This is a genomic window from Kribbella sp. WER1 (assembly GCF_054189145.1).
Window position 1 is genome coordinate 4,906,216 of sequence record NZ_CM135186.1, and the last position, 22,920, is coordinate 4,929,135.

General features: G+C 68.8%; 17 protein-coding genes. 12 read left to right on the plus strand and 5 right to left on the minus strand.

Translation table 11 applies throughout. The features are described from left to right. The first annotated feature begins 90 nt into the window (after positions 1–90). On the plus strand, positions 91–6,303 hold the full coding sequence (locus ACXJJ3_RS23780; protein WP_458164042.1) for an RHS repeat domain-containing protein: 6,213 nt from the start codon (positions 91–93) through the stop codon (positions 6,301–6,303). Positions 6,304–6,306: 3 nt separating this feature from the next. Here the strand turns inward: ACXJJ3_RS23780 and paaK are convergent, their stop codons facing one another. Genes paaK through paaI form a run of 3 tightly spaced genes read right to left on the minus strand, consistent with a single transcriptional unit; the run spans position 6,307 to position 9,234 of the window. Beyond that, entirely contained in the window at positions 6,307–7,602 is a 1,296-nt protein-coding gene (gene paaK, locus ACXJJ3_RS23785; protein ID WP_458164043.1) for a phenylacetate--CoA ligase PaaK, read from the minus strand. An 8-nt stretch (positions 7,603–7,610) separates the two neighbouring features. Further along, the gene (gene pcaF, locus ACXJJ3_RS23790; protein ID WP_458164044.1) at positions 7,611–8,813 is read right to left on the minus strand and encodes a 3-oxoadipyl-CoA thiolase; all 1,203 of its coding nucleotides are present in this window, start codon (positions 8,811–8,813) and stop codon (positions 7,611–7,613) included. Further along, positions 8,803–9,234 carry a hydroxyphenylacetyl-CoA thioesterase PaaI gene (paaI, locus tag ACXJJ3_RS23795; protein WP_458164045.1) on the minus strand — a complete coding sequence of 144 codons (432 nt, stop codon included), beginning with the start codon at positions 9,232–9,234 and terminating at the stop codon, positions 8,803–8,805. The genes pcaF and paaI overlap by 11 nt, the downstream gene beginning before the upstream one ends. Positions 9,235–9,306: 72 nt before the next feature. Between paaI and paaN the strand changes: the two genes are divergently transcribed. Genes paaN through ACXJJ3_RS23810 form a run of 3 tightly spaced genes read left to right on the plus strand, consistent with a single transcriptional unit; the run spans position 9,307 to position 12,870 of the window. After that, a complete protein-coding gene (gene paaN, locus ACXJJ3_RS23800; RefSeq protein ID WP_458164046.1) occupies positions 9,307–10,977 on the plus strand; it encodes a phenylacetic acid degradation protein PaaN in 1,671 nt (556 codons plus the stop codon). Next, the gene (locus ACXJJ3_RS23805; RefSeq protein WP_458164047.1) at positions 10,970–12,355 is read left to right on the plus strand and encodes a serine hydrolase domain-containing protein; all 1,386 of its coding nucleotides are present in this window, start codon (positions 10,970–10,972) and stop codon (positions 12,353–12,355) included. Before paaN ends, ACXJJ3_RS23805 begins: the two co-directional genes overlap by 8 nt. Beyond that, positions 12,352–12,870 carry a flavin reductase family protein gene (locus ACXJJ3_RS23810; RefSeq protein WP_458164048.1) on the plus strand — a complete coding sequence of 173 codons (519 nt, stop codon included), beginning with the start codon at positions 12,352–12,354 and terminating at the stop codon, positions 12,868–12,870. The genes ACXJJ3_RS23805 and ACXJJ3_RS23810 overlap by 4 nt, the downstream gene beginning before the upstream one ends. On the opposite strand, the gene ACXJJ3_RS23815 is transcribed toward ACXJJ3_RS23810, so the two are convergent. Next, positions 12,863–13,324, minus strand: a complete 462-nt coding sequence (locus tag ACXJJ3_RS23815) for a MarR family winged helix-turn-helix transcriptional regulator (protein ID WP_458164049.1) — start codon at positions 13,322–13,324, stop codon at positions 12,863–12,865. The two genes, ACXJJ3_RS23810 and ACXJJ3_RS23815, sit on opposite strands and share 8 nt — an antisense overlap. A 57-nt stretch (positions 13,325–13,381) precedes the next feature. On the opposite strand from ACXJJ3_RS23815, the gene ACXJJ3_RS23820 reads away from it, so the two are divergent. From ACXJJ3_RS23820 to ACXJJ3_RS23855, 8 genes are all read left to right on the plus strand, one after another. Next, the gene (locus tag ACXJJ3_RS23820) at positions 13,382–13,825 is read left to right on the plus strand and encodes a deazaflavin-dependent nitroreductase (protein ID WP_458164050.1); all 444 of its coding nucleotides are present in this window, start codon (positions 13,382–13,384) and stop codon (positions 13,823–13,825) included. 15 nt (positions 13,826–13,840) lie between these two features. After that, positions 13,841–14,872, plus strand: coding sequence for a zinc-dependent alcohol dehydrogenase family protein (locus tag ACXJJ3_RS23825; RefSeq protein WP_458164051.1), 1,032 nt, complete (start codon positions 13,841–13,843; stop codon positions 14,870–14,872). A 177-nt stretch (positions 14,873–15,049) separates the two neighbouring features. Further along, on the plus strand, positions 15,050–16,330 hold the full coding sequence (locus ACXJJ3_RS23830; protein WP_458164052.1) for an ABC transporter substrate-binding protein: 1,281 nt from the start codon (positions 15,050–15,052) through the stop codon (positions 16,328–16,330). Between the two features lie 43 nt (positions 16,331–16,373). Further along, a complete protein-coding gene (locus tag ACXJJ3_RS23835; RefSeq protein WP_458164053.1) occupies positions 16,374–17,273 on the plus strand; it encodes a carbohydrate ABC transporter permease in 900 nt (299 codons plus the stop codon). Next, a complete protein-coding gene (locus ACXJJ3_RS23840; protein ID WP_458164054.1) occupies positions 17,270–18,181 on the plus strand; it encodes a carbohydrate ABC transporter permease in 912 nt (303 codons plus the stop codon). The genes ACXJJ3_RS23835 and ACXJJ3_RS23840 overlap by 4 nt, the downstream gene beginning before the upstream one ends. Positions 18,182–18,298: 117 nt before the next feature. Further along, positions 18,299–19,933, plus strand: a complete 1,635-nt coding sequence (locus ACXJJ3_RS23845) for a hypothetical protein (protein ID WP_458164055.1) — start codon at positions 18,299–18,301, stop codon at positions 19,931–19,933. A gap of 35 nt (positions 19,934–19,968) precedes the next feature. Next, the gene (locus ACXJJ3_RS23850) at positions 19,969–21,747 is read left to right on the plus strand and encodes an NHL domain-containing thioredoxin family protein (protein WP_458164056.1); all 1,779 of its coding nucleotides are present in this window, start codon (positions 19,969–19,971) and stop codon (positions 21,745–21,747) included. 66 nt (positions 21,748–21,813) lie between these two features. Then, complete coding sequence (locus ACXJJ3_RS23855; RefSeq protein ID WP_458164057.1) at positions 21,814–22,062, plus strand: DUF6458 family protein; 249 nt, start codon at positions 21,814–21,816, stop codon at positions 22,060–22,062. A 3-nt stretch (positions 22,063–22,065) separates the two neighbouring features. Here the strand turns inward: ACXJJ3_RS23855 and ACXJJ3_RS23860 are convergent, their stop codons facing one another. After that, complete coding sequence (locus tag ACXJJ3_RS23860; protein ID WP_458164058.1) at positions 22,066–22,836, minus strand: DUF4097 family beta strand repeat-containing protein; 771 nt, start codon at positions 22,834–22,836, stop codon at positions 22,066–22,068. Between the last annotated feature and the right edge of the window lie 84 nt (positions 22,837–22,920).

Below are 22,920 nucleotides of genomic sequence, written 5' to 3' on the forward strand. Positions count from 1 at the left end.
AGACCATTCCACCGGCGTGGAACGTCTTGCGGGACTTGTCGTCACCCCTGTGCACTGGAGACCCCACTGCCGCCCATCAGGGGAGAATCCATGCGTATCCGCAGGCGATTGTGGATGACGTCGACGGCCGCCGCCGTGACGATCAGCCTGATCGCGACGACAGCCGGAGCCGCGCCCGCCGCGCCGCGTCCGGCCTCGAAGGTCGTCCAGAAAGGCAAGCCGCGTAAGGCTGCCACCGTCCCGACCGAGAACCTGTCCGCACGCCCGGGCGCTCCCGATCACGACGCCGACCTCGCGGTCACGTCCGTCCCCGCGCCGCGCTGGCCCGCCCCGGGACGAGCAGAGGTTGCCGTACCGGCTCCGGCCGCACAGTCGTCCGACTGGTCGGCGATGCTTGCCGGCCGCCCGGCATCGATCGTCGCCGGTCCCGCAGCGCAGGCAGGCACATTGCCGATCAAGGTCGGGCCGACCGCGAACGCCGCGGCGCCGGCCAAGGTAGCTGTCGAGCTCCTCGGCCGATCGGGGAGCGATCTGAAGTTCACGGTTCGCCGCGCCGATGGAGTCCAGAAGGCCGGCCGGGTGGGTCTACGACTGGACTACAGCGGATTCAAGCAGGCGTACGGCGGGGATTGGGCGACTCGGCTGCAGGTGTTGCAGGTCCCTGACTGTGCCGGGTGTGCCCCGAGGCGGGTGCCGAGCCGGAACAACGGCACCGGTGAGATCACCGCCGACGTACCGGCGACTGCGAAGGCCTCCACGTTCGTGCTCAGCGCGGCCGCCTCCGGCCCGTCGGGCGATGGTTCCGCGACGTCGTTGACCCCGACCGCCACCTGGCAGGCCGGTGGCTCCTCAGGTGACTTCACCTGGTCGTTCCCGATGCAGGTCCCGCCGAGCCTCGGCGGCCCGAAGCCGGACCTGCAGGTCGCCTACAACTCCGGCGCGATCGACGGCCGTACCACCGCCGCGAACAGCCAGGGTTCCTGGGTCGGGGCGGGGTTCGAGCTGGCGCCGGGCGGTTCGATCGAACGCCGCTACGCCTCCTGCGCCTCAAAGACCGAGCAGAAGGGCAACAACGGCACCAGTCCGACCGGCGACTACTGCTGGGCCACCGACAACGCCACCTTCAGCCTGAACGGCGCTGGCGGCGAGCTCGTCCTCGACGACGCGACCCAGACCTGGCACGCGCGGTCCGACGACGGCCTGAAGGTCGAGCGGCTGACCGGCGCCGACAACGGCGACGGCGGTCCGGACACCGGTCTCGGCGCCAAGGGCGAGTACTGGAAGATCACCGACAAGGGCGGTGTGCAGTACTTCTTCGGGCTGAACAAGTTGTCCGGGGCAACCAGTACGACGAACTCCACCTGGACGGTCCCGGTCGCCGGCAACAACAGTGGTGAGCCGTGCAACAGCACGACTTTCGCCGGCTCTTTCTGCAAGCAGGCCTACCGCTGGAACCTCGACTACGTCGTGGACCCGCACGGGAACACGATGAGCTACTACTACGACGTCGAGACCAACAAGTACGGCCGGGCCGGCAAGGGCACGCTGGTCGAGGACTACGTCCGGGCCGGAAACCTGAACCGGATCGAGTACGGCCAGCAGCAGGACAAGCTCAGCGCCGGCACCTCCCAGGTCGCGCGGGTCCGCTTCGAGACGGCCGACCGCTGTCTGAAGGCCGCCGGCTGTACGGCGGCCGACTTCGTCGACACCCCGCTGGACCAGGAATGCACGAGCGCGACCGACTGCGGTACCAAGACGTCGCCGACGTTCTGGACGAAGAAGCGGCTCAGCCGGGTCGTCACCGAGGTCTGGCGGGGTACGGCGTACCAGCCGGTCACGTCGTGGACGATGCAGCAGTCGTTCCTGGATCCGCAGGACGGCGGCCGATCGAGCATGCTCTGGCTCGACGGCATCACCAGCAGGGGTCTGGTCGACGGCGGGGACGTGGCATTGCCCCAGGTGACCTTCGCGGCGCAGATGCTGCCGAACCGGCTGTCCAGCCCGGACACCGCCGGACAGCCGGTGCTGAACTGGCCGCGGGTGCAGACGATCACCTACGGGTACGGCAGCCAGGTTGCCGTGCACTACCTGACGCCGGACTGCGTCAACCCCACCGATCTGCCGCTGCGTGACGACAACCACAAGCGGTGCTACCCGATCAAGTGGACACCGCCCGGCGAGGCGGAACGCGAGGACTGGTTCGGCAAGTACGTCGTCGACCAGGTCAAGGAGTCCGACCAAGTCGGCGGCTCCCCTGACCAGGTGACGAAGATCGAGTACCCGGGAACGCCCTCCTGGCGTCACGACGAGGAGGACGGTCTCGTCGAGGTCGATCGCAAGACCTGGTCGCAATGGCGCGGGTACGACAAGGTCAAGGTCACCACCGGCGACGGGGTCGACGGCCCGGCCACGGTGAAGCTCAACACCTACTACCGCGGCATGGACGGGGACGTCCGCGCCGACAATTCGGTGAAGTCGGTCGACATCACCGACTCGACCGGTGGCAGGTCACGGGATCTGAACGCGTTGACCGGCCGGCTCCGGGAACAGGCGACGTACTCCGGTGGCACGTTGGTGGAGCGGTCGATCACCGACCAGTGGGTGTCCAAGGACCCGACCGCGATCCGGCAGCGTCCGTGGGGTACGACGAAGACCTACCGGACCGGCGAGCAGGTGATCCGCCAGGACCAGGCGGTCAGCACCGGCTGGAAGCACAGCGAGTCCTCGAACACGTTCGACGAGGCCACCGGCCGGGTCACCGCGAAGAGCGACCTCGGTGACGCCGCGGACCCGAAGGACGACAAGTGCACCCGGCTCGAGTACTTCGACAATGCCGCGAAGGGCCTGGCTGATCTGCCGAGCCGGTCCCAGACCGTCGACGTCGCCTGCACCGCGGCCTGGACCAAGAACGATGTGGTGTCCGACGTGGTCACCAAGTACGACCCGGCTACGGGTGACCAGCTCCAGCAGCAGCGGCTGTCCGGGTTCGATTCGGCCGGCAAGGAGGTCTACCAGACCGTCAGCACGATGGACTACGACGCCTTCGGCCGGATCCGGCACACCACCAACGCCGGCAACAAGACGAGCACCGTCGACTACACACCGGCCGCCGGTGGTCCGTTGACCACGACCAAGACGACACAAGCCAACGGCCAGACCGCCACGAGCACGGTCGACCCTGCCTGGGGCGAAGAAGTCGCGGTCGTGGACCCCGCCGGCCGGACCACGACGACCAAGCGTGACGCCTTGGGCCGGGTGCTCGAAACCTGGCAGCCGGGCAACACCGGGTCGATCCCGGACGTCCGGAACGAGTACCGCGACGAGCAGGGCAAGCCCGGGATCACGACGGTCACCTCGCTGCGATCCGACGGCCGGACCGAGGTCCGGCGCGAGTTCAGCGACGGCCTCGGCCGCCGCCGGCAGACCCAGGAGGAAGGCGGGGACGGTATCGGCCGGGTGGTCACCGACTACCTGACAGACTCCCGCGGCCAGATCGTCAAGCAGAACGGGCCGTACGCCGACGACGCGCCACTCGGCTTCGACATCGTCAAGCCCGTCGACGAGAAGCGCGTTCCGGCGCAGAAGCTCACTTCGTACGACGCGCTCGGCCGGCCGCAGCAGGAGTCGTTCGTCTCGATGGGCGTCCAGCAGTGGACCCGCTCGCACACCAACGGCACCGGGATCGAGACTGTCGAACCGCCGGACGGCGAGCAGGCGACCACCCGGATCTCCGACCTCCAGGGCCGGCTGCTCGAACTCCGGGCGTACCACGGCAGCAAGGCGACCGGCGACTACGACAGCACGAAGTACACCTACACGCCGACCGGTCAGCTGGAGACGGTCACCGACCCGGCGGGCAACGTCTGGTCGTACAAGTACGACCTGCGCGGCCGAAAGATCGAGTCCCGAGACCCGGACCGCGGGCTCACGACGTACACCTACGACGACCTTGACCAGCTGCAAACGGCCACCGTCGCTCGGAAGAACGTCTTGACCTACACGTACGACGAACTCGGCCGGCAGACCTCCGTGAAGAAGGGGTCGACCGTACTGACCGACCTGACGTACGACACGGTCAAGCCGGGCGCCCTGTCGAGTGCGACGCGCTACGTGAACGGAAACGCCTACACGACGCGCTACACGGCGTACGACAACGCCGGCCGGCCTACGGCCACCGAGGTCGAGCTCCCGGCGTCCGAGGGCGCTCTTCAAGGTGTTTACGCGTCGACGACGACCTACACCGAAGACGGTCAGGTGAAGACCCGGACGCTGCCGAAGGCCGGGGACTTGGGCGCGGAGACCGTCACCTACGGGTACGACAAGCGCGGTCGGCCGATCACGCTGACCGGCGACGCGAAGTACGTCACCGACACCGAGTACACGGCGTACGGCGAGACCAGTCTGATCGTGATGGGTGACCAGAACACGGCCGGCTGGGCAGAGCAGATGTACGAGTACGAGGAGGGCTCGCACCGGTTGTCGCGGGCCGGTCTGCTCACGCAGAACGGGTTGGAGTCCGATGTCGCGTACGCCTACGACGCGGCCGGGAACGTCCTGAAGGCGACGGACACGCCGACGACCGGAGCGGCTGCGGACACGCAGTGCTTCGGGTACGACTACTACCGGCGGCTGACGCAGGCGTGGACGCCGGCGAGCGGCGACTGTGCGGCGACGCCGACGCAGAGCACCCTGGGCGGTCCCGCGCCGTACTGGTACGGCTGGACGTTCGATGCCATCGGCAATCGGAAGACCGAGCAGTACACGACGCCTACCGGTCAAACCAACGCCACCTACGAGTACCCGGCAGCGGGCCAGGCACGGCCGCACGCCGTGCAGAAGGTGACGACGACCGGCACCGGCGGTACCCGGGTCGACCAGTACGCGTACGACGAGGACGGCAACCTGAAGAGCCGGACCACGGGCGGGGTCACCGACTCGCTCATCTGGGGCGACGACGGCCAGCTGGCCCAGCTGGACGGCGGCGGCAAGCAGAGCAGCTACATCTACGACGCGAGCGGCAACCGGCTGCTGCGCAAGGACGCCTCGGGGACGACGCTGTTCCTCGACGACACCGAGCTGCAGCTGAAGACCGACGGCACCAAGGTCGGGACCCGGTACTACGCGCTCGGCGATCACCAGGTCGCGGTCCGTACCGCGAACAAGCTCGCCTGGGTCACCGGTGACCACCACGGCACGATGTCGATTACCGTCGATGCGGCGAACACGGCCGACGTCCAGCGTCGGCGGACCACGCCGTACGGCCAGATTCGGGGTACGGCGCCGACAGCCTGGCCGGGGCAGCGTGGATTCGTCGGGGGCGTGCAGGACGACCAGACCGGGTACGTCCGGCTGGGTGCCCGCGACTACGACCCCGGTACCGGGCGGTTCATTTCGACGGATCCGCAACTCGAGGTCGACGACCCGCAGCAGATGAACGCGTACGCGTACGCCAACAACAGCCCAGTCACGTTCAGCGACCCGGACGGCGAGCGGTACGTCACCGAGACCGTCACGACCCTGCGCGAGACGGTCCGGTCGGTCGCGAAGCGGATCACCGAGGAGAAGCAGAAGATCGTCAAGCACCAGCGGACGGTCATCCTGGCCGTCGGTCTGTACCTTGCGTTCCGGGCGCTGGGCTGGTGGTCGTTGGCCAACGCGCTGCTCAGTGTCGCCTACTACTACACCGTCCAGATCATCCGGATCACCCGCACGATCCAGGTCCTGGTCAAGGTCCAGGAACGCGTCACGAAGAAACTCAAACGGTGGGTCGGCGACGCCGAGGCCAAGGACCTGGACCGATTGCTCAGACAGTCCAACGACACCTTGAAGTACGCGATCCAGGCATCCAGGTCCGCGCTGACCACGCTTTCCTGGGCCAGCGCCCTGCGCGGAGCCAATCAGCAGCAGGGTGGGGGCGGCGGCGCTGCCTCCGGCGGCGCCGTGAAAACCGGGATGGACCCGTGCTACTGGTACGGGTGCACGAATCCGGACCCGAACATCGACAAACTCGACAACAAGGAGCCGGACCAGCCGACCTGGTACAAGTACCTCAAGACCGCCGTCGGAGGCACGATCGGAGGGGTCGCGGGCTTCGGGTGTGCAGCCCCCGCGGTGGTGACCGGCGCCGGCGCGGCCGCGGCCGGAGGATTCTGCGGCTCGTCGGTGGGCTTCGGGATCATCGAGCTGTTCGATCGGCTGTGGAACGCCCACCACACGACACCCCGGGAACAGGCCTACGACGACCAGCGCAAGAAGAACCGCGACACGTTCCGGGAGACCTGCCACACCTACAACGGATGCTGATAACTAGCGGGCGTCCTTGATGCGCTTGGCTTTGCCCAGCGAGCGCTCCAGGGCGTGGGGCGTCACGACTTCTACGGAGATCGTGACGCCCACGCGTTCCTTGACGCGGTCGGCCAAGTGCCGGGCGGCCGCGTCGTAGTCGGTCAGGTCCGGGGTGGCTTCGACCTGGACGGTTAGTTCGTCGAGGCGGGTGGGGCGGGTGAGGATGCAGAGGTAGTGGGGGGTGAGGCCGGGCACGAGGAGGATCTGTTCCTCGATCTGGGTGGGGAAGACGTTGACGCCGCGGACGATCATCATGTCGTCGGTGCGGCCGGTGATCTTCTGCATGCGGCGCATTCCGGGGCGGGCGGTGCCGGGGAGAAGGCGGGTCAGGTCGCGGGTGCGGTAGCGCAGGACCGGGAAGGCTTCCTTGGTCAGGGTGGTGAAGACCAGTTCGCCCTCGGAGCCGTCGGGGAGGACCTCGCCGGTGACCGGGTCGATGATCTCCGGGTAGAAGTGGTCCTCCCAGATGTGCAGGCCGTCCTTGGTTTCCACGCACTCCTGGGCGACGCCGGGGCCCATCACCTCGGACAGGCCGTAGATGTCGACGGCGTGGATCCCGGTTCGTTCCTCGACCTCGGTCCGCATCGCCTCGGTCCACGGTTCGGCGCCGAAGATGCCGATCCGCAGCGACGTGTCCCGCGGGTCCAGGCCGCGGCGTTCCAGTTCGTCGACGATCGACAGGAAGTACGACGGCGTGACCATGATGATCCGGGCGCCGAAGTCGCGGAGCAGGTCCACCTGCCGTTCGGTCATCCCGCCGGAGATCGGTACGACGGTGCACCCGAGCCGCTCGGCCCCGTAGTGCGCGCCGAGCCCGCCGGTGAACAGTCCGTACCCGTACGCGACATGGCAGACGTCTCCGGCACGCCCGCCGGCCGCGCGGATCGACCGCGCCATCAGGTCGGCCCAGTTGTCGAGATCCCGCTGCGTGTACCCGACCACGGTCGGCCGCCCGGTGGTCCCGGAGGACGCATGCACCCGCACCACTTCGGTCCGCGGTACCGCGAACATTCCGAACGGATAGTTGTCCCGCAGATCCTTCTTTGCGGTGAACGGCAGCCGCGACAGGTCGCTCAACGACTGCAGGTCGCCGGGTTTGAACCCGACCGCGTCCAGCGCGGAACGGTAGTGCGGCACGTTCTCGTACGCCCGCCGTACGGTTGCCTGTAGCAACGACAGCTGGCGGGACCGGAGCTCGTCGACGGACAGTTTCTCGCCGGGATCCCGCAATTCCGAGGGGCAAGCCTCACCGAACATGACGACTCCTAAGGACGGGCGAGCAGGGTCGCGATGCCCTGTCCGACGCCGATGCACATGGTGGCCAGCGCGTACCGGCCGTCGCGGTGCCGGAGCTCCAGCGCGGCGGTCAGCGCGAGCCGGGCGCCGGACATTCCGAGCGGGTGCCCGAGCGCGATCGCGCCGCCGTTCGGGTTCACGTGGTCGGCGTCGTCGGGCAGCCCGAGTTGCCGCAGTACGGCGAGGGACTGGGCGGCGAACGCCTCGTTCAGCTCGATCACGTCGATGTCGGACAGTGCGACCCCGGTCCGCGCGAGCAGCTTCCGGGTGGCCGGCGCGGGTCCTATCCCCATGATCCGCGGCGACACCCCGGCCGCGGCGGTACCGACGACCCGAGCCAGCGGCGTCACGCCGTACCGCTCCACCGCCTCCCCGCTCATCACGAGCAAGGCGGCCGCACCGTCGTTCACCCCCGAGGCATTGCCTGCCGTGACAGTCCCAGGCGTTCGGAAAGGTGTCTTCAAACCCGCGAGAGCTTCGAGGGACGTCTCCCGTGGATGCTCGTCGGCATCCACAACAGTCACAGAACCACGTTTGCCAGGTACCTCGACCGAGACGATCTCCTCGGCCAGCCGCCCGTTCGCCTGCGCCTTGGCGGCGCGCTGCTGGGAACGGAGCGCGAACAGGTCCTGGTCCTCGCGGGAGACGGAGAACTCGGCCGCGACGTTCTCGGCCGTCTCCGGCATCGAGTCGATCCCGTACTGCTCCTTCAGCACCGGATTCACGAACCGCCAGCCGATCGTGGTGTCGAACACCTCCGCCTGCCGGGCGAACGCGGTGGTTGCCTTCGGCATCACGAACGGTGCCCGCGACATCGACTCGACGCCGCCGGCCACCACGATGTCGTTGTCTCCGGCAATGATCGACCGGGCCGCCGCGGAGACCGCGTCCAGCCCGGACCCGCACAGCCGGTTGATCGTCGTCCCTGGGACCGAGTCCGGCAGGCCGGCCAGCAGGACCGCCATCCGGGCGACGTTGCGGTTGTCCTCGCCGGCCTGGTTCGCGCAGCCGAGGATCACGTCGTCGATCAGCGCCGGGTCGAGCGCGGTCCGGTTCAGCAGCGACGAGACGACGTGCGCGGCCAGGTCGTCGGGACGGACCGCCGACAACGCACCGGCGTACCGCCCGATCGGCGTCCGGACTCCGTCGACCAAGAACGCCTCACGAGTCATGGACTTCCTCCGAAAGAATCGTTCCCGAGAGTTGCCGGCTGCGGCCGCGGAACTCGGCGATCACCTCGTCGCCGCGGGTGACCGTGACGTCGTAGATCGCGTTCCGGCCGAACGTGGTCCGCTCCCGCGCCGTCGCGACCAGGACGTCGCCGCGCCGCGCCGGTGCCACGAACACGATGTCGCAGGCCTGCGCGACCGTGACCCGGTTGCGCGAGTTGCACGCGAACGCGAACGCCGAGTCGGCCAGACTGAACACGAATCCACCATGCGCGATTCCGTGCCCGTTGACCATGTCCTCGCGGACGGTCATCTCGACCTGCGCGGTCCCGTCGCCGACCTCGACCAGCTTCATCCCGAGCCCGGCGCTGGCGGTGTCCTCCGCCCACATCGCCGCCGCGACCCGCGCCGCCATGTCATCCATACGATCGCCCTGTCAGAAGTAGGCTTGTGACACCCTAGTACCGGTTGCGCCATTGACTGTAACATCGCAGACATGACCACGGACCTGCTCTCCTCCCACCGTGAGCGCCTCGACGGCGCGCTGAAGGCGATCCACGACCGCGGCTACCACTCCGCGTTCCCCGAGTCGCCGAGCCCCCGGGTGTACGGCGAGACCGCGGCGGCCGACGGCAAGACCGCGTTCGAGGCCCATCTGGGTGCGGCGTACGCGCTCGACATCCCCGGTGCGCGCGGAACGGTCGTGACCGAGCAGTCGCCGTACGGGATCACGATGGACGTCGCCTACCCGCGGGTGGTCGAGGACGGCCTGGACGAGCTGCTCGCGGCCGCCCGGGAGGGCCTGGCCGACTGGCGCCGGGCCGGGATCGACGGCCGGACCGGGGTCGTCCTGGAGATCCTCGACCGGCTGCACAAGCGCATCTTCGAGCTGGCGAACGCCGTCCAGCACACCAGCGGGCAGGCGTTCGTGATGGCGTTCCAGGCCGGCGGCGCGCATGCGCTCGACCGCGCGCTCGAGTCGGTCGCGTACGCGTACGAGGAGATGAACCGCTTCCCGGCCACCGCGACCTGGGAGAAGCCCGCGAAGGGCGACCCGATCCGGATGGAGAAGACGTTCACGGTCACCGGCCGCGGCGTCGCGCTGGTGATCGGCTGCAACACGTTCCCGACCTGGAACTCGTGGCCCGGTCTGTTCGCGAGCCTGGTCACGGGCAACGCCGTCGTCGTGAAACCGCACCCGGGCGCCGTACTGCCACTGGCGATCACCGTCGACGTCTGCCGCGAGGTCCTGGCCGAGGCCGGCTTCGACCCGAATCTGGTCACGCTCGCCACCGAACGGGCCGGCGACGGCCTGGCCAAGCCGCTCGCCCAGCGCCCCGAGGTGAAGCTGATCGACTTCACCGGCGGCAGCGAGTTCGGCGAATGGCTCGAGCAGAACGCCACCCAGGCCACCGTCTTCACCGAGAAGGCCGGGGTCAACGCGGTCGTCATCGACTCCACCGACTCCTTCAAGGCGCTCTGCAACAACCTCGCCTTCACGCTGAGCCTGTACTCGGGCCAGATGTGCACCACCACCCAGAACCTGTTCGTCCCGGCCGGCGGCATCGAGACCGACGAGGGCCACAAGTCCTTCGAGGAGGTAGGCGCCGGGCTCGCGACCGCGATCGGCAAGCTGCTCGGCGACGACGCCCGCGCGGTCGAGATCCTCGGCGGCATCGTCAACCAGGCCGTCATCAACCGCCTGGAGCTGGCCGGAGAGTACGGCGACGTGGTGCTCGAGTCCCGCGCGATCCAGCACCCGGCGTTCCCGGAGGCGGTGGTCCGGACGCCGTTGCTGGTCGCGATCGACGCCGAGGACGCCGACGTGTACGGGCGGGAGTGCTTCGGGCCGGTGGCGTTCCTGGTCCGGACCGCGGACACCGGGCAGTCGGTCGAGCTGTTCCGGTCGACGGTGACCGAGGACGGCGCGATGACCGCCGGCATCTACTCGACCGACCCGAAGGTCCTCGACGAAGCCCGGGACGCGGCCCTCGACGCGGGCGTCGCGCTCTCCGAGAACCTCACCGGCCAGGTGTTCGTGAACCAGTCCGCGGCGTTCAGCGACTTCCACGGCACCGGGGCCAATCCGGCGGCCAACGCGACCTACACCGACGGCGCTTACGTTGCGAGTCGCTTCCGCGTCATTCAATCTAGGCGTCATGTCTGAGGCCTTGGATTCTGAGAACCTGCGCGAAGCGCTCACCTATTTCGACAGCTGGCTGAAGTACAACCAGCACTACCAACGGATCCCCGGGGTCCAGGCCGCGGTGTTCGCGGGGGACAACGTGGTGTTCACCGGTGCGTACGGTCACGCCGACGTGGAGAACGACGTACCGCTGACCGACGACCACCTGTTCCGGATCGCGTCGCACTCGAAGACGTTCACCGGGACCGCCGTCCTGCAGTTGGTCGAGCAGGGCGTCCTGCGGCTGGACGACACGGCCGCGCAGCACGTGACCGCGATCGCCGGTACGCCGATCGGTGAGCGGACCGTCCGCGAACTGCTCGCGCATGCGGCCGGCGTCACCCGGGACAGCCAGGACGCCGACTGGTGGCAGCTGTCCACGGCGTTCCCGGACCGCGACCAGCTGATCGCCGTACTGCGGGACGCGGACTCGGCGGTGATCCCGGAGAACGAGCGGTTCAAGTACTCGAACATCGGCTTCGGGCTGCTCGGGCTCGTCGTCGAGGCGGTCAGCGGGACGTCGTACAACGAGTTCGTGCAGAAGTCGATCGTGGAGAAGCTCGGGCTGACCCGCCTCGGCCCGGAACTCGACCCGGCGCGGCTGGCCGAGTACGCGGCCGGCTACAGCTCGTTGACGTACGCCGACACCCGGGTCCCGATCGAGCATGTCGACACCGCGGCGCTGGCGTCGGCGACCGGGTTCTTCGGGAACGCGCGCGACCTGGTGACGTACTTCTCCGCGCACCTGCCCGGCGACGACCGGCTGCTGACGGACAAGTCGAAGCGCGAGATGCAGCACCCGCTGTGGACGACCGGGAGCGACGAGAAGGGCCGGTACGGGCTCGGGATCGCGATGACGAAGGTCGGCGACCGGGAGCTGATCGGGCACGGCGGCGGGTACCCGGGCCACATCACCCGGACGCTCGTCGACCCGGAGCAGCGCCTGGTCGTCTCGGTGCTGACGAACGCGATCGACGGCCCGGCGTCCCAGCTCGCGGAGGGGCTGTTCCGGCTGCTGGACCTGGCCGCGTCGAAGGACCGCGGCGACGCGACCGGGCTGGAGCGCTTCACCGGGCGGTACGCGAACCTGTGGGGCCTCACCGACGTGATGCTGATCGGCGGCCGGCTCTACATCACCGACCCGTCCGGCGGGAACCCGGCCGACGAGCCGATGCTGCTCGAGGCGGACGGCGACGCCCTGCGGGTCGTCGGCGGCAACGGCTACAGCTCGTACGGCGAGTCGTACCGCTTCACGTTCGGCGCGGACGGGACCGTGGAGACGGTGCGCGGCTCCAGTGGTCTCAGTCTGCACCCGATCGAGACGTTCGACCTCGGGGAGCGCGTTACCGTGGCTCGGTGACCATTCACGGCGACCATCCCTTCCTGCCGCCCGAGTCCGAGCGGAGTCCGGTACGGCGGTTCCGCGGGCGGCTGCCGTCGCCCGTGGGGCTGTGGACGACGGCGTACGACGGGAAGCGGGCCGGGCTCACGGTGTCGTCGATGCTGGTCGCGGACGGTGAGCCCGGGTACGTGATCGGCCTGCTGGACCCGGACTCGGACCTGTGGGAGACGTTGCGTGAGGCAAGGACCGCCGTGGTGTCGCTGCTCGGCGAACCGCACCGGCAGCTGGCCGACGCCTTCGGGTACGTCGCGCCGGCGCCGGGCGGCCCGTTCAAGCTGATCGACTGGACCGACACCGAGTGGGGCCCGGCCCCGGTCGGCGTCAGCACCTGGGCCGGCTGCACCCTCGTCGACCCGGACCCACCGGAGATCGGCTGGGGCCTGCACGTGCAGCTGGAGATCGCGCACGTCGAGTTCGGCGCCGACGACGCACCCGCCCTGGTGCACCGCCGCGGACGGTATTCGACTATCTAGCCAGGCCGCGGATGCGCTCCGCCTGGTGGTCCTGGAGTTCGATGCCCGCACCGAGGAAGTCGCGGATCGTCTCGAGCTCCGCGACCGAGTACTTCGCCAACCGCGCCGAGCCGAGCTTCTCCAGCGGCGCGTAGATCTCGGCGAGCCGCCGTACCGCGGCCGGAGTCGCCGCGACGAGCACCCGCCGCCGGTCCGCCTCGTCCCGGGTGCGCCCGGCGTACCCGGCCTGCTCCATCCGCTCGATCGCGGCCGTCATCGCCGCCGGACTCAATCCCGCCTCGGTCGCGAGCTGCCCCGCCGTCAACGGCCCACCGCGGACCAGCAGCCCGAGGCACAGCAGGTCGGTGCGGTTCACCCCGAGGACACCGGCTGCCGCCGCGTCCACACGGTCGGTCGCGTCCTGGAACCTGGCGATCGTCCCGGCGATCTCCGCGACCAGGGATTGTTTTGACACTCGAAACATTCTACCATCGAAGCAGTTATTTCGATGATCGAAACAAATGGAGCTGTCATGGCGGTCGAGGGCCTGCCCGGTTGGCTGCAGCCGGTGAACCGGCTGGTGAAGGTGCTGCACAAGCTGGGGATGCGGCCGGGGACGATCCACCTGCTGTCCGTGCCCGGGCGGTCGACCGGGCGGCTGCGGACCACGCCGGTGTCACCGCTGACCGTCGACGGACGGCGGTATGTGCTCAGCCCGGCACCGGAGGCGGACTGGGTCCGCAACGCGTCCGCGGCGGGCTGGGGTGTGCTGATTCAAGGGCGGAGCCGGCAGAAGGTCCGGCTCGAGCCGCTCGAGGACGTCCGGGACCGGGAGAAGGTGTTGCGCGCGTTCCCGGTCGAGGTGCCGCACGGCGTGCCGTTCTTCCTGCGGATCGGTGCCGTTACCGGCCCGACCCCGGACGAGTTCGCGGCCGCCGCGCCGCGGTCGGTGGTGTTCGAGGTCGTTGCAGTCTGAACTACGCTGGCCGGTATGCGAGCCACGGTGATTCACGGAGCGTACGACGTCCGGCTGGAAGAGCGGCCGGATCCGCGGATCGCGGGGCCGGGTGACGCGGTCGTCAAGGTCGTTGCCTCGTGCATCTGTGGCTCGGATCTGTGGCCGTACCGCGGGGAGAACCCGGTGCAGCAGCCGCGGCCGATCGGGCACGAGTTCGTCGGCGTCGTGGAGGAGATCGGCTCCGAGGTGCGGACCGTGAAGCCGGGCGACTTCGTGATCGCGCCGTTCGTGGTCAGCGACGGTACCTGCCCGCACTGCCTCGCCGGGTACCAGACCGCCTGCCAGAACCTGGTCGGGTACGGCAGCGCGAAGGCGGACGGCGGCCAGGGCGAGTACGTGAAGCTCCCGTACGCCGACGGCACGCTGGTCGCGACGCCGGAGATGCCGGACGCCGCGCTCGTCCCGTCGCTGCTCACGCTGTCCGACGTGATGGGTACCGGCTGGCACGCGGCACGTTCCGCGCGGGTGAAGCCCGGCGACACGGTCGTCGTCGTGGGCGACGGCGCGGTCGGGCTGTGCGGCGTACTGGCTGCGTCCCGGATGGGTGCGGAGCGGGTCGTTGCCTTGTCGCGGCATGAGCCCCGGCAGCAGCTGGCGACCGAGTTCGGTGCCACCGACCTGATCGCCGAACGAGGCGACGCGGCGCGGGACGCGGTGCTGGAGCTGACGAAGGGCGTCGGCGCGGACGCCGTCCTGGAGTGTGTCGGCACCGCGCAGTCGATGACGACCGCGTTCGAGGTCGCCCGGGCCGGGGCCACGGTCGGCTTCGTCGGCGTACCGCACGGGGTCGAGGTGCCGATCGGGACGATGTTCAGCCGGAACGTCGGCCTGAACGGAGGCGCCGCGCCGTGCCGGGCGTACCTGCCCGAGCTGATGGCCGACGTACTGGCGGGAGAAATCGATCCGGGGAAGGTGTTCGACTCGGAACTCCAGCTCGCGGACGTCGCCGCGGGGTACGCCGCGATGCACGAGCGGCAGGCGATCAAGGTGCTGCTCAAACCCTGACGTTGTGCGCAATCGCACTGTTCGAACAAGGAATGTGCGCGCTCACACTGTCCAGCGGCGCGGGGTCACGGCTGCGCAACGCGCCTGCGCGGAACGTTGACACTCGCGAGTAGCAGTTCCAGAGTTGGGGCGGTCAAGGGGGCAGGCTGCTCCATCAATCCGATCGGAGAGTGAATCATGCGTGGTGGTCTGAGTAAGACCCTGGCGCTGGTGGGTGCGGCGGGTCTTCTCGCGGTGAGCGCCTGCGGCAACAGCGACAACAGCGGCGGTGGCGGCAATTCGTCGGCGAGCAAGGACGTCACTGTCTTCACCTGGTGGGCCGACGGTGGTGAGAAGGCCGGCCTGGACGGCTTGGTGTCGGTGTTCGGCACCTCGTGCAAGGACTACAAGTTCGTGAACTCGGCAGTCGCCGGTGGCGCGGGCTCGAACGCCAAGCAGGTGCTGGCGAACGACCTGCAGGCGGGTAAGCCGCCGTCCACGTTCCAGGCGCACGCCGGCGCGGAGCTGAAGGACTACATCAACGCAGGCCAGGTCGACGACGTCAGCCAGCTGTACAAGGACTACGGGCTGGACAAGGCGTTCCCGCAGAACCTGCTCGACAACCTGACCGTCGACGGCAAGATCTACTCGATCCCGGCGAACATCCACCGGGCCAACATGGTCTGGGCGAACCCGACCGTGCTGAAGAAGGCGAGCCTCGACGCCACCAAGGCCCCGGCCTCGGTGGACGCCTGGATCGCCGACCTGACCAAGCTGAAGGCTGCCGGGGTGGCCGCGCCGCTGGCGATCTCCAAGGGTTTCGCGCAGGAGATGCTGGTCGAGGCCGTACTGCTGGCCGAGCTCGGTCCGGACAAGTTCAAGGGCCTGTGGGACGGCAAGACCGACTGGTCCGGCGGTGACGTGACCGGCGCGCTGAACAAGTACAAGACGCTGCTCACCTTCACCAACACCGACCGCGAGGCGATCGACTGGCCGGACGCGCTGGGCTACGTGAACAGCGGCAAGGCCGGCTACACGCTGATGGGTGACTGGGTCGCCGCGCAGCAGCTCGCCGACAAGGTGCCGGACACGGCGTACACGTACTGGCCGTCACCGGGGACGTCCGAGGACTTCCAGTTCCTCGCCGACTCGTTCACGCTGCCGACCAACGGTGCGGACCCCGACGGTGCGAAGTGCTGGCTGAAGACGGTCGGCTCCGCCGAGGGCCAGAAGGCCTTCAACACCAAGAAGGGCTCGATCCCGGCCCGTTCGGACGCCAACCCGGCGGACTACCCGAAGTACCAGCAGACCGCGATGGCGGACTGGAAGAAGGACAAGATCGTCCCGTCCTGCGCCCACGGTGCGGCCTGCACGCTGGGGCAGAACAACGACATCCTGTCCGCGCTGAGCCAGTTCAGCGGCAGCCCGGACGTCGCGAAGCTGCAGTCCGCGCTCGGTACCGCGATGAAGACGAGCTGATGCGGGTCGAGTTGCGGAACCTCGTCGAGTTGGAGGATTGAACGTGCACGGAAGAATCCGCACCTGGGGCCCCGGAGCCCTGGTGCTGCTGCCGACCGTGCTGCTGCTCGGGTACTTCGTCTACGGGCTGATCGCGTGGTCCTTCAACACCTCGCTGACGAACCGGCACACGGCCCGGAAGGGCCCGGCCGATTACGTCGGGTTCGAGAACTACGGGCACCTTTTCGGTGAGGACCGGTTCCTCAACTCGCTGAAGAACCTCGGCGTGCTCACGGTGGCGTTCATCGTGGGCACGCTGATCTTCGGCCTGCTCTGGGCACTGCTGCTGGAGAAAGGCGTGCCCGGCGAGTCGATCTTCCGGTCGATCTACCTGTTCCCGATGGCGATCTCGATGATCGCCTCGGGCGTGGTCTGGGGCTGGCTGCTGAACCCGTCCCAGGGCGCCGATGCCCGCGGGCTGAACCGGCTGTTCGAAATCCTCCATCTGCATTTCCTGGAGAATCCGTGGTGGACCGCCGGCAGTAGATGGACGACGATGGCGTCCATCGCGTTACCCGCGGTCTGGCAGCTGTCGGGGTACATCATGGCGCTGTTCCTGGCCGGCTTCCGCGGGATCCCGCCGGAGCTGCGCGAGGCGGCCCGGGTGGACGGTGCGTCCGAGTTCAAGCTGTACCGGCATGTGCTGTTCCCGCAGCTGTCGCCGATCGCGCTGTCCGCGCTGATCATCCTCGGGCACATGTCGCTGAAGCTGTTCGACCTGATCTACGCGATCACCGGGCCGAACCAGTTCCGTACCGAGGTGCCCGCGGTCTACATGTGGAACACCTTGCTGCGCAGTGACATGGCGAAGTCGGCCGCGATCGCGATCGTACTGCTGGCAGTTGTCGCTGTCCTGGTCATCCCGTACATCGCGTACACCGTCCGGCAGGAGAACGAGCAATGAGCGCCGACACCGCCACCGCCGCGACCGGTACCGCCGCCGCGGCGGTCCGCCGGAAGCCGCCGAAGAGCCGGGGCGTGATCGCGGACGGCTCGACCCGGCGCAGCCGGACGGTCCGGTACGTCCTGCTGCTGCTGTTCCTGCTGTTCGTGCTGATCCCGGTGTACGTCGTACTGATCACCAGCTTCAAGACCTCCGGCGACACCACGGCCGCGTCGCAGTGGAGCCTGCCGAAGACCTGGACGCTGGAGCCCTGGCGGAAGGCCTGGGACGTCCTGCAGCCGTACATGATCCGGTCGCTGTCGCTGGCCATCCCGGCCGCGATCATCTCCTCGCTGATCGGGTCGATGAACGGGTTCGTGCTGGCCCGCTGGCGGTTCCCGGGAGCGAACATCGTCTTCGCGTTCATCCTGTTCGGGATGTTCATCCCGTACCAGGCGGTGATGCTGCCGTTGCGGACGACGTTCACCGAACTGGACGTCACCCGCGGGGTGCCGACGCTGATCCTGGCGCACTGTATCTACGGCATCCCGATCTGCACGCTGATCTTCCGGAACTACTACGCGACCGTGGTCCCGAACGAGATCATCGAGTCGGCCCGGGTGGACGGCGCCGGGCTGGTGCAGACGTACCTGCGGATCATCCTGCCGATCTCGATCTCCGGGTTCGTGGTGACGCTGATCTGGCAGTTCACCTCGGTCTGGAACGACTTCCTGTTCGCGTTGTTCCTGACCCAACAGGACAATGGTCCCGTCACTCTCGGGCTGGCGGCGCTGGCCGGCGGGCAGAAGGTCGACTACGCCGCCTCGATGGCGGGTGCGCTGATCACGTCGCTGCCGACGCTGATCGTCTACATCGTGCTCGGCCGGTGGTTCATCGGCGGTCTGATGGCAGGCGCGCTGAAGGGCTGACCTTCTCGGTACTTCCCGACGGCCCGTGCGCACTCGAGCACGGGCCGTCGTCAAGTTATCCACAGGACGCGCGCAGGGGCCTGCGGCGGACCGGCTCCGGACGGTAATCTCACGGAGGTGACCAAGTCTCCGAGTGGACGGGACGGACGGCGCAGCCACCTGCGGCTCGTCGGCTCCGATCCCGGCGAACCGTGCGTGCCGCCGGCGGGTGTCGATGTCGACACCACGCCGAGCGTCGCTGTGCTGGAGACCCTGCTGGAAACGCTCTCCCTCGACCTGGCCGCGGTGCCGGCCGCGCTGCACCCGGTGATCGCCGAGGCGTCCGTGGCCCGCTCGGCGGCGATGCTCGCCGACCAGCTGTGGCCGGCCGGGCGTCCTGACGAGATCGGCGAGGTGGAGCGCTTCTTCTGGGCCGACGCAGCCCGGGTGCTCGGTGAGCGCCGTGACCTGGAGTCCTTCGTGCTGCTGACCAGCCTGGCCCGGACCGTCGGGCCGGCCGGCCGGCTGCCGCTGCAGCGGGCGCACGTGTCCCGCCTGCGGACCCAGGACGAGGTGCCCGAGTGGGTGACCCGGATCGCCGGGTTCCGGCTGACCAGCGCGATCGTGTCCGAGGACATCACCGGTGACGGGCTGAGCGTCGTGCTCGACTACGACGACGAGCAGCACCCGCACACCGTGGTGGTGTTCATCGACAACAACATCGGCGCGATCATCAAGGACGTGTTCGTCGGCCCGCCGGTGGATCGCGTCCTGGAGGCGTACCAGCGCGGCGGCCGGGTGACCATCCGGACCGTGCGGCCGCCGATCGCCGCCGGGATCATCCTGCAGGCGCTCGGCGAGACCCGGGACTACGACGATCCGCCGGTCAGCGAGGACTTCGAGTTCTTCACCGGCCTGCTGGTGAACCGGCTGACCCAGATGCCGGAGCGCCCGGTCCGCCCGCCGATGCGGCCGTTGCTGACCCCGCGGCAGCGCGAGCAGCTGGTCGAGGAGTTCCTCGTGTCCCGGTTCGCGGCCGGGCTGCCCGGCGACGCGGCCGACATCGCCCGGCTCTGGGTCGACCACGCGGTCGACCACACAGTCGGCGGCCCGCTGCGGGTCAGCGGCGTGCTGGTCGAGCTGTTCCTGGCGCACTGGCTGCCCCGCAAGGTGCTTGCCGACAGCACCTACTTCGACGCGGTCCCGGTAGTGGTGAAGGCCTGGCTCGAGTTCGCCGGCGACCGCGGCAGCCTGCCGCTGGACACCGTCGACGAGGCGGTCGACGCGGTCGATGTCTGGCAGCCCGCACTGGAGGCCGCCGCGATGATCGACCCGGTCGGCTCGAAGCCCGGCGAGCGCGTCTTCCTCGACGACACCACCAACGACCTCGAGGACGCCTACCGCGCCCTGTCCGGCCTCGGCTCCCCACCCCAGCCCGACCTCGAGGGCCTCGACAACCACCAGGCCGCCACCCTCTCGGTGCTCGCCCCGCACGCCTGGCTGATGGCCGGCGAAACCCTCGGTACGGCGTACGCCCCCGACGCGTTCGACATCGCCGAACGCCTGGTCCGCGACGCCCCCGACCTCCTCACCAAGGCCCGCCTCTCGACCTGGCCCCGCGCCATCGTCTGGCTGATCGCCCACCGCCACCGCCTGGTCGGCCCCGGCGAGACCCTCACCCCCTACACCCTCGCCACCGACCTCTCCTCCTCCCCGGCAACCCTCCGCAAAACCGCCAAACTCCTCACCGACACCCTGATCCTGCCGCGCTGACCGCGGCGGTTGGGCTGTCGCGGACAATGGGTGGCATGCATGTGCGTGCGCCGGAGTTGCGGGGTCGTGGGTGGTTGAACACCGGGGGCCGGGAGTTGGCGTTGGCCGACTTCCGGGGGCGGTTCCTGTTGCTGGACTTCTGGACGTTCTGTTGTGTCAACTGCCTGCATGTGCTCGACGAGTTGCGGCCGTTGGAGGAGAAGTACGGCGATGCGCTGGTGATCGTCGGGGTGCATTCGCCGAAGTTCGCGCATGAGGGGGAAGCGGCGGCGGTGCGGGCGGCCGTCGAGCGGTACGAGGTGGGGCATCCGGTGCTGGACGACCCGGAGCTGGTCACCTGGCAGAACTACACGGCCCGCGCCTGGCCGACGCTCGTGCTGGTGGATCCGAACGGGTACATCGTCGCGCAGTACTCCGGCGAAGGGCACCTGCACGCGCTGGATGCGTTGCTGGCGGAGCTTGTCGCCGAACACGAGGCCGCCGGAACGTTGACCCGCGGCAAGTCGCCGTACGTCGCGCCCGCGGCGAAGCCGACCGATCTGCGGTTCCCGGCGAAGGTGGTTGCGCTGGACAACGGGTTCCTGGTCGCGGACGCGGGGAACCACAGCATCGTGGAGCTTGCCGCCGACGCGACCACCGTCGTACGTCGGATCGGAACGGGCGAGCGTGGTTTCGTGGACGGCGGCGACTCCGAGGCGCGGTTCTCCGAGCCGAACGGGCTGGTCCTGCTCCCGGACGACATCGCCGCCCGGACCGGGTACGACCTGGTCGTGGCGGACACGGTCAATCACGCGCTCCGTGGGGTCCACCTGCAGAGCGGTGAGGTCACGACGCTGGTCGGCACCGGCAAGCAGTGGATGGACGGCGACGGCACCGACGTACTGAGTTCGCCGTGGGACGTCGCGTGGTGGGGCGGCAAGGTGTGGATCGCGATGGCCGGCGTACACCAGCTGTGGACGTTCGACCCGTTCACCGGGGTGACCGAGATTGCCGCGGGGACGACCAACGAAGGGCTGAAGGACGGTCCGCTCGACGAGGCGTGGTTCGCGCAGACCAGCGGGCTGGCGGCAGACGGGGAGCGGCTGTGGCTCGCCGACTCCGAGATCTCCGCGCTGCGCTGGATCGACCAGACCGTGCACACCGCCGTCGGCACCGGGCTCTTCGACTTCGGGCTGCGCGACGGCAAGGCGAGCGAGGCGTTGCTGCAGCACCCGCTCGGCGTGACCGTGCTGCCGGACGGCTCGATCGCGATCGCGGATACGTACAACGGCGCCGTCAGAAGATACGACCCGGCTACTGACATCGTCGAGACGATGGCTACCGGACTGGCCGAGCCCAGCGGGGCCGTTGTCATCGGCAACGAACTGCTGGTGGTCGAGTCCGCCGCGCACCGGCTGACCCGGATCCCGCTCGGCGCGTCGGCGACCGCGACCGAGTTCAGCACCCGGACCCAGCGTCCGCCGATGGACCTGGCGGCCGGCGAGGTCACCCTCGAGGTCGTCTTCACGCCGCCGCCCGGCCAGAAGCTCGACGACCGGTACGGCCCGTCGACCCGGCTGCTGGTCTCGTCCACCCCGGACAACCTGCTCCGCGAGGGCGCCGGCGATTCCACGGAGCTCGTACGGCGCTTGGTCGTCGACCCGCACGCTGGTTCCGGCGTACTGCATGTGGCTGTGCAGGCCGCGTCGTGCGACGACTCGGCCGAGGTCGAGTTCCCCGCCTGCCACATGCACCGGCAGGACTGGGGCGTCCCGGTCACCATCACCCCCGACGGCCCGAACCGGCTGGAACTGGTGCTGTCCGGCGGCAAGTAGGAGTTTGTGGTTCGGGTACCGGAGAGGCGTCAGACAGTCGCGGCCAGGAGCGAAGCGAGGACGTCGATGAGTATCGGTGTGGGCATCTTTCTGATGGTGGTGGGCGCCGTCCTGGCGTTCGCTGTCCGGGACACCTGGGACGCCGTCAACCTGCAGGTGGTCGGCTACATCCTGATGCTGGCCGGCCTGGCCGGCATCCTGCTGTCGTTCTACATCGCCAACCGCCGCCGCCGTGTCGAGACCAGCGCCATCGACCCGGCCGTCGAGGAGGAGTACCGCGTCGTGGAGGAGCACCACCGCGACGTACGGGAGTGACGCTCAGCTGCTGCGGAGTTCGATGTCGCCCGAGGTGGTGCTGACCGAGACGGAGTGCGAGCCGTTGTCGGTGTTGCCGAGTTTGTTCTCGATATCGCCGTGCCCGGTGTCGGTGCTGACCTTGTAGTCGGTGCCGGGCGCGGTGATCTGGACGTCGCCGCTGGTGTCCTTGGCGTGTACGTCGTTCGCCTCGGCGAGGGTCAGCTCGATGTCGCCTGAGGTCGTCTCGACGTCGACCGGGCCGCCCTTCAGGTCCTTGCCCTCGATGTCGCCGGAGTTCGCCTTGACGTCGAGTTTGCCGTTCAGGCCGTGCACCGACACGTCGCCGGAAGTCGCGTCCAGGTTGACGTCGCCGTCGATGTCGCGGAGTTCGAGGGAGCCTGAGGTTGCCTTGGCGTCGACGCCGCCGACCCCGGTGAGCTGTACGTCGCCACTGCCGCTCTCACCGGTCACCTTGGTGCCGCGCGGGACGGTGATCTCGTAGTCCGCGCTGCACTGCCAGCCGCATTTGCCGTCGAGCTTGAGGACGCCGTCGTGCACCGAGTATGCGTTGCCGTGCTTGAAGAACCAGTACTTGCGCTTCTCCCGCACAGTCGTCTGGCTGTCGTCGGAGACCTTGATCGTGATGTCGGAGTGACCGGCGGCGAGCTCGACCGAGGTGATCTTGTCGTCGATCTTGTGTGTGTCGTCCGAGCCCCGATCCCCGAACTGCCAGAACGCCAGCCCGGCCGCCGCTACCAGCAGTACCACGCCGAGCTGCTTGTTCTCCGCCATCGTCCGCCTCTTCTCGAGCCCACCCACGCTGTCGCAACGACAGTAGGCGTCGAGCCCACCTCGGAGGATCCGGCAGATCCCCCG

Coding starts and splice junctions, on each gene's coding strand:
- ACXJJ3_RS23780 (WP_458164042.1), top strand. CDS start 91: ATGCGTATCCGCAGGCGATTGTGGATGACGTCGACGGCCGCCGCCGTG.
- paaK (WP_458164043.1), bottom strand. CDS start 7,602: ATGTTCGGTGAGGCTTGCCCCTCGGAATTGCGGGATCCCGGCGAGAAA.
- pcaF (WP_458164044.1), bottom strand. CDS start 8,813: ATGACTCGTGAGGCGTTCTTGGTCGACGGAGTCCGGACGCCGATCGGG.
- paaI (WP_458164045.1), bottom strand. CDS start 9,234: ATGGATGACATGGCGGCGCGGGTCGCGGCGGCGATGTGGGCGGAGGAC.
- paaN (WP_458164046.1), top strand. CDS start 9,307: ATGACCACGGACCTGCTCTCCTCCCACCGTGAGCGCCTCGACGGCGCG.
- ACXJJ3_RS23805 (WP_458164047.1), top strand. CDS start 10,970: ATGTCTGAGGCCTTGGATTCTGAGAACCTGCGCGAAGCGCTCACCTAT.
- ACXJJ3_RS23820 (WP_458164050.1), top strand. CDS start 13,382: ATGGCGGTCGAGGGCCTGCCCGGTTGGCTGCAGCCGGTGAACCGGCTG.
- ACXJJ3_RS23825 (WP_458164051.1), top strand. CDS start 13,841: ATGCGAGCCACGGTGATTCACGGAGCGTACGACGTCCGGCTGGAAGAG.
- ACXJJ3_RS23830 (WP_458164052.1), top strand. CDS start 15,050: ATGCGTGGTGGTCTGAGTAAGACCCTGGCGCTGGTGGGTGCGGCGGGT.
- ACXJJ3_RS23840 (WP_458164054.1), top strand. CDS start 17,270: ATGAGCGCCGACACCGCCACCGCCGCGACCGGTACCGCCGCCGCGGCG.
- ACXJJ3_RS23850 (WP_458164056.1), top strand. CDS start 19,969: ATGCATGTGCGTGCGCCGGAGTTGCGGGGTCGTGGGTGGTTGAACACC.
- ACXJJ3_RS23855 (WP_458164057.1), top strand. CDS start 21,814: ATGAGTATCGGTGTGGGCATCTTTCTGATGGTGGTGGGCGCCGTCCTG.
- ACXJJ3_RS23860 (WP_458164058.1), bottom strand. CDS start 22,836: ATGGCGGAGAACAAGCAGCTCGGCGTGGTACTGCTGGTAGCGGCGGCC.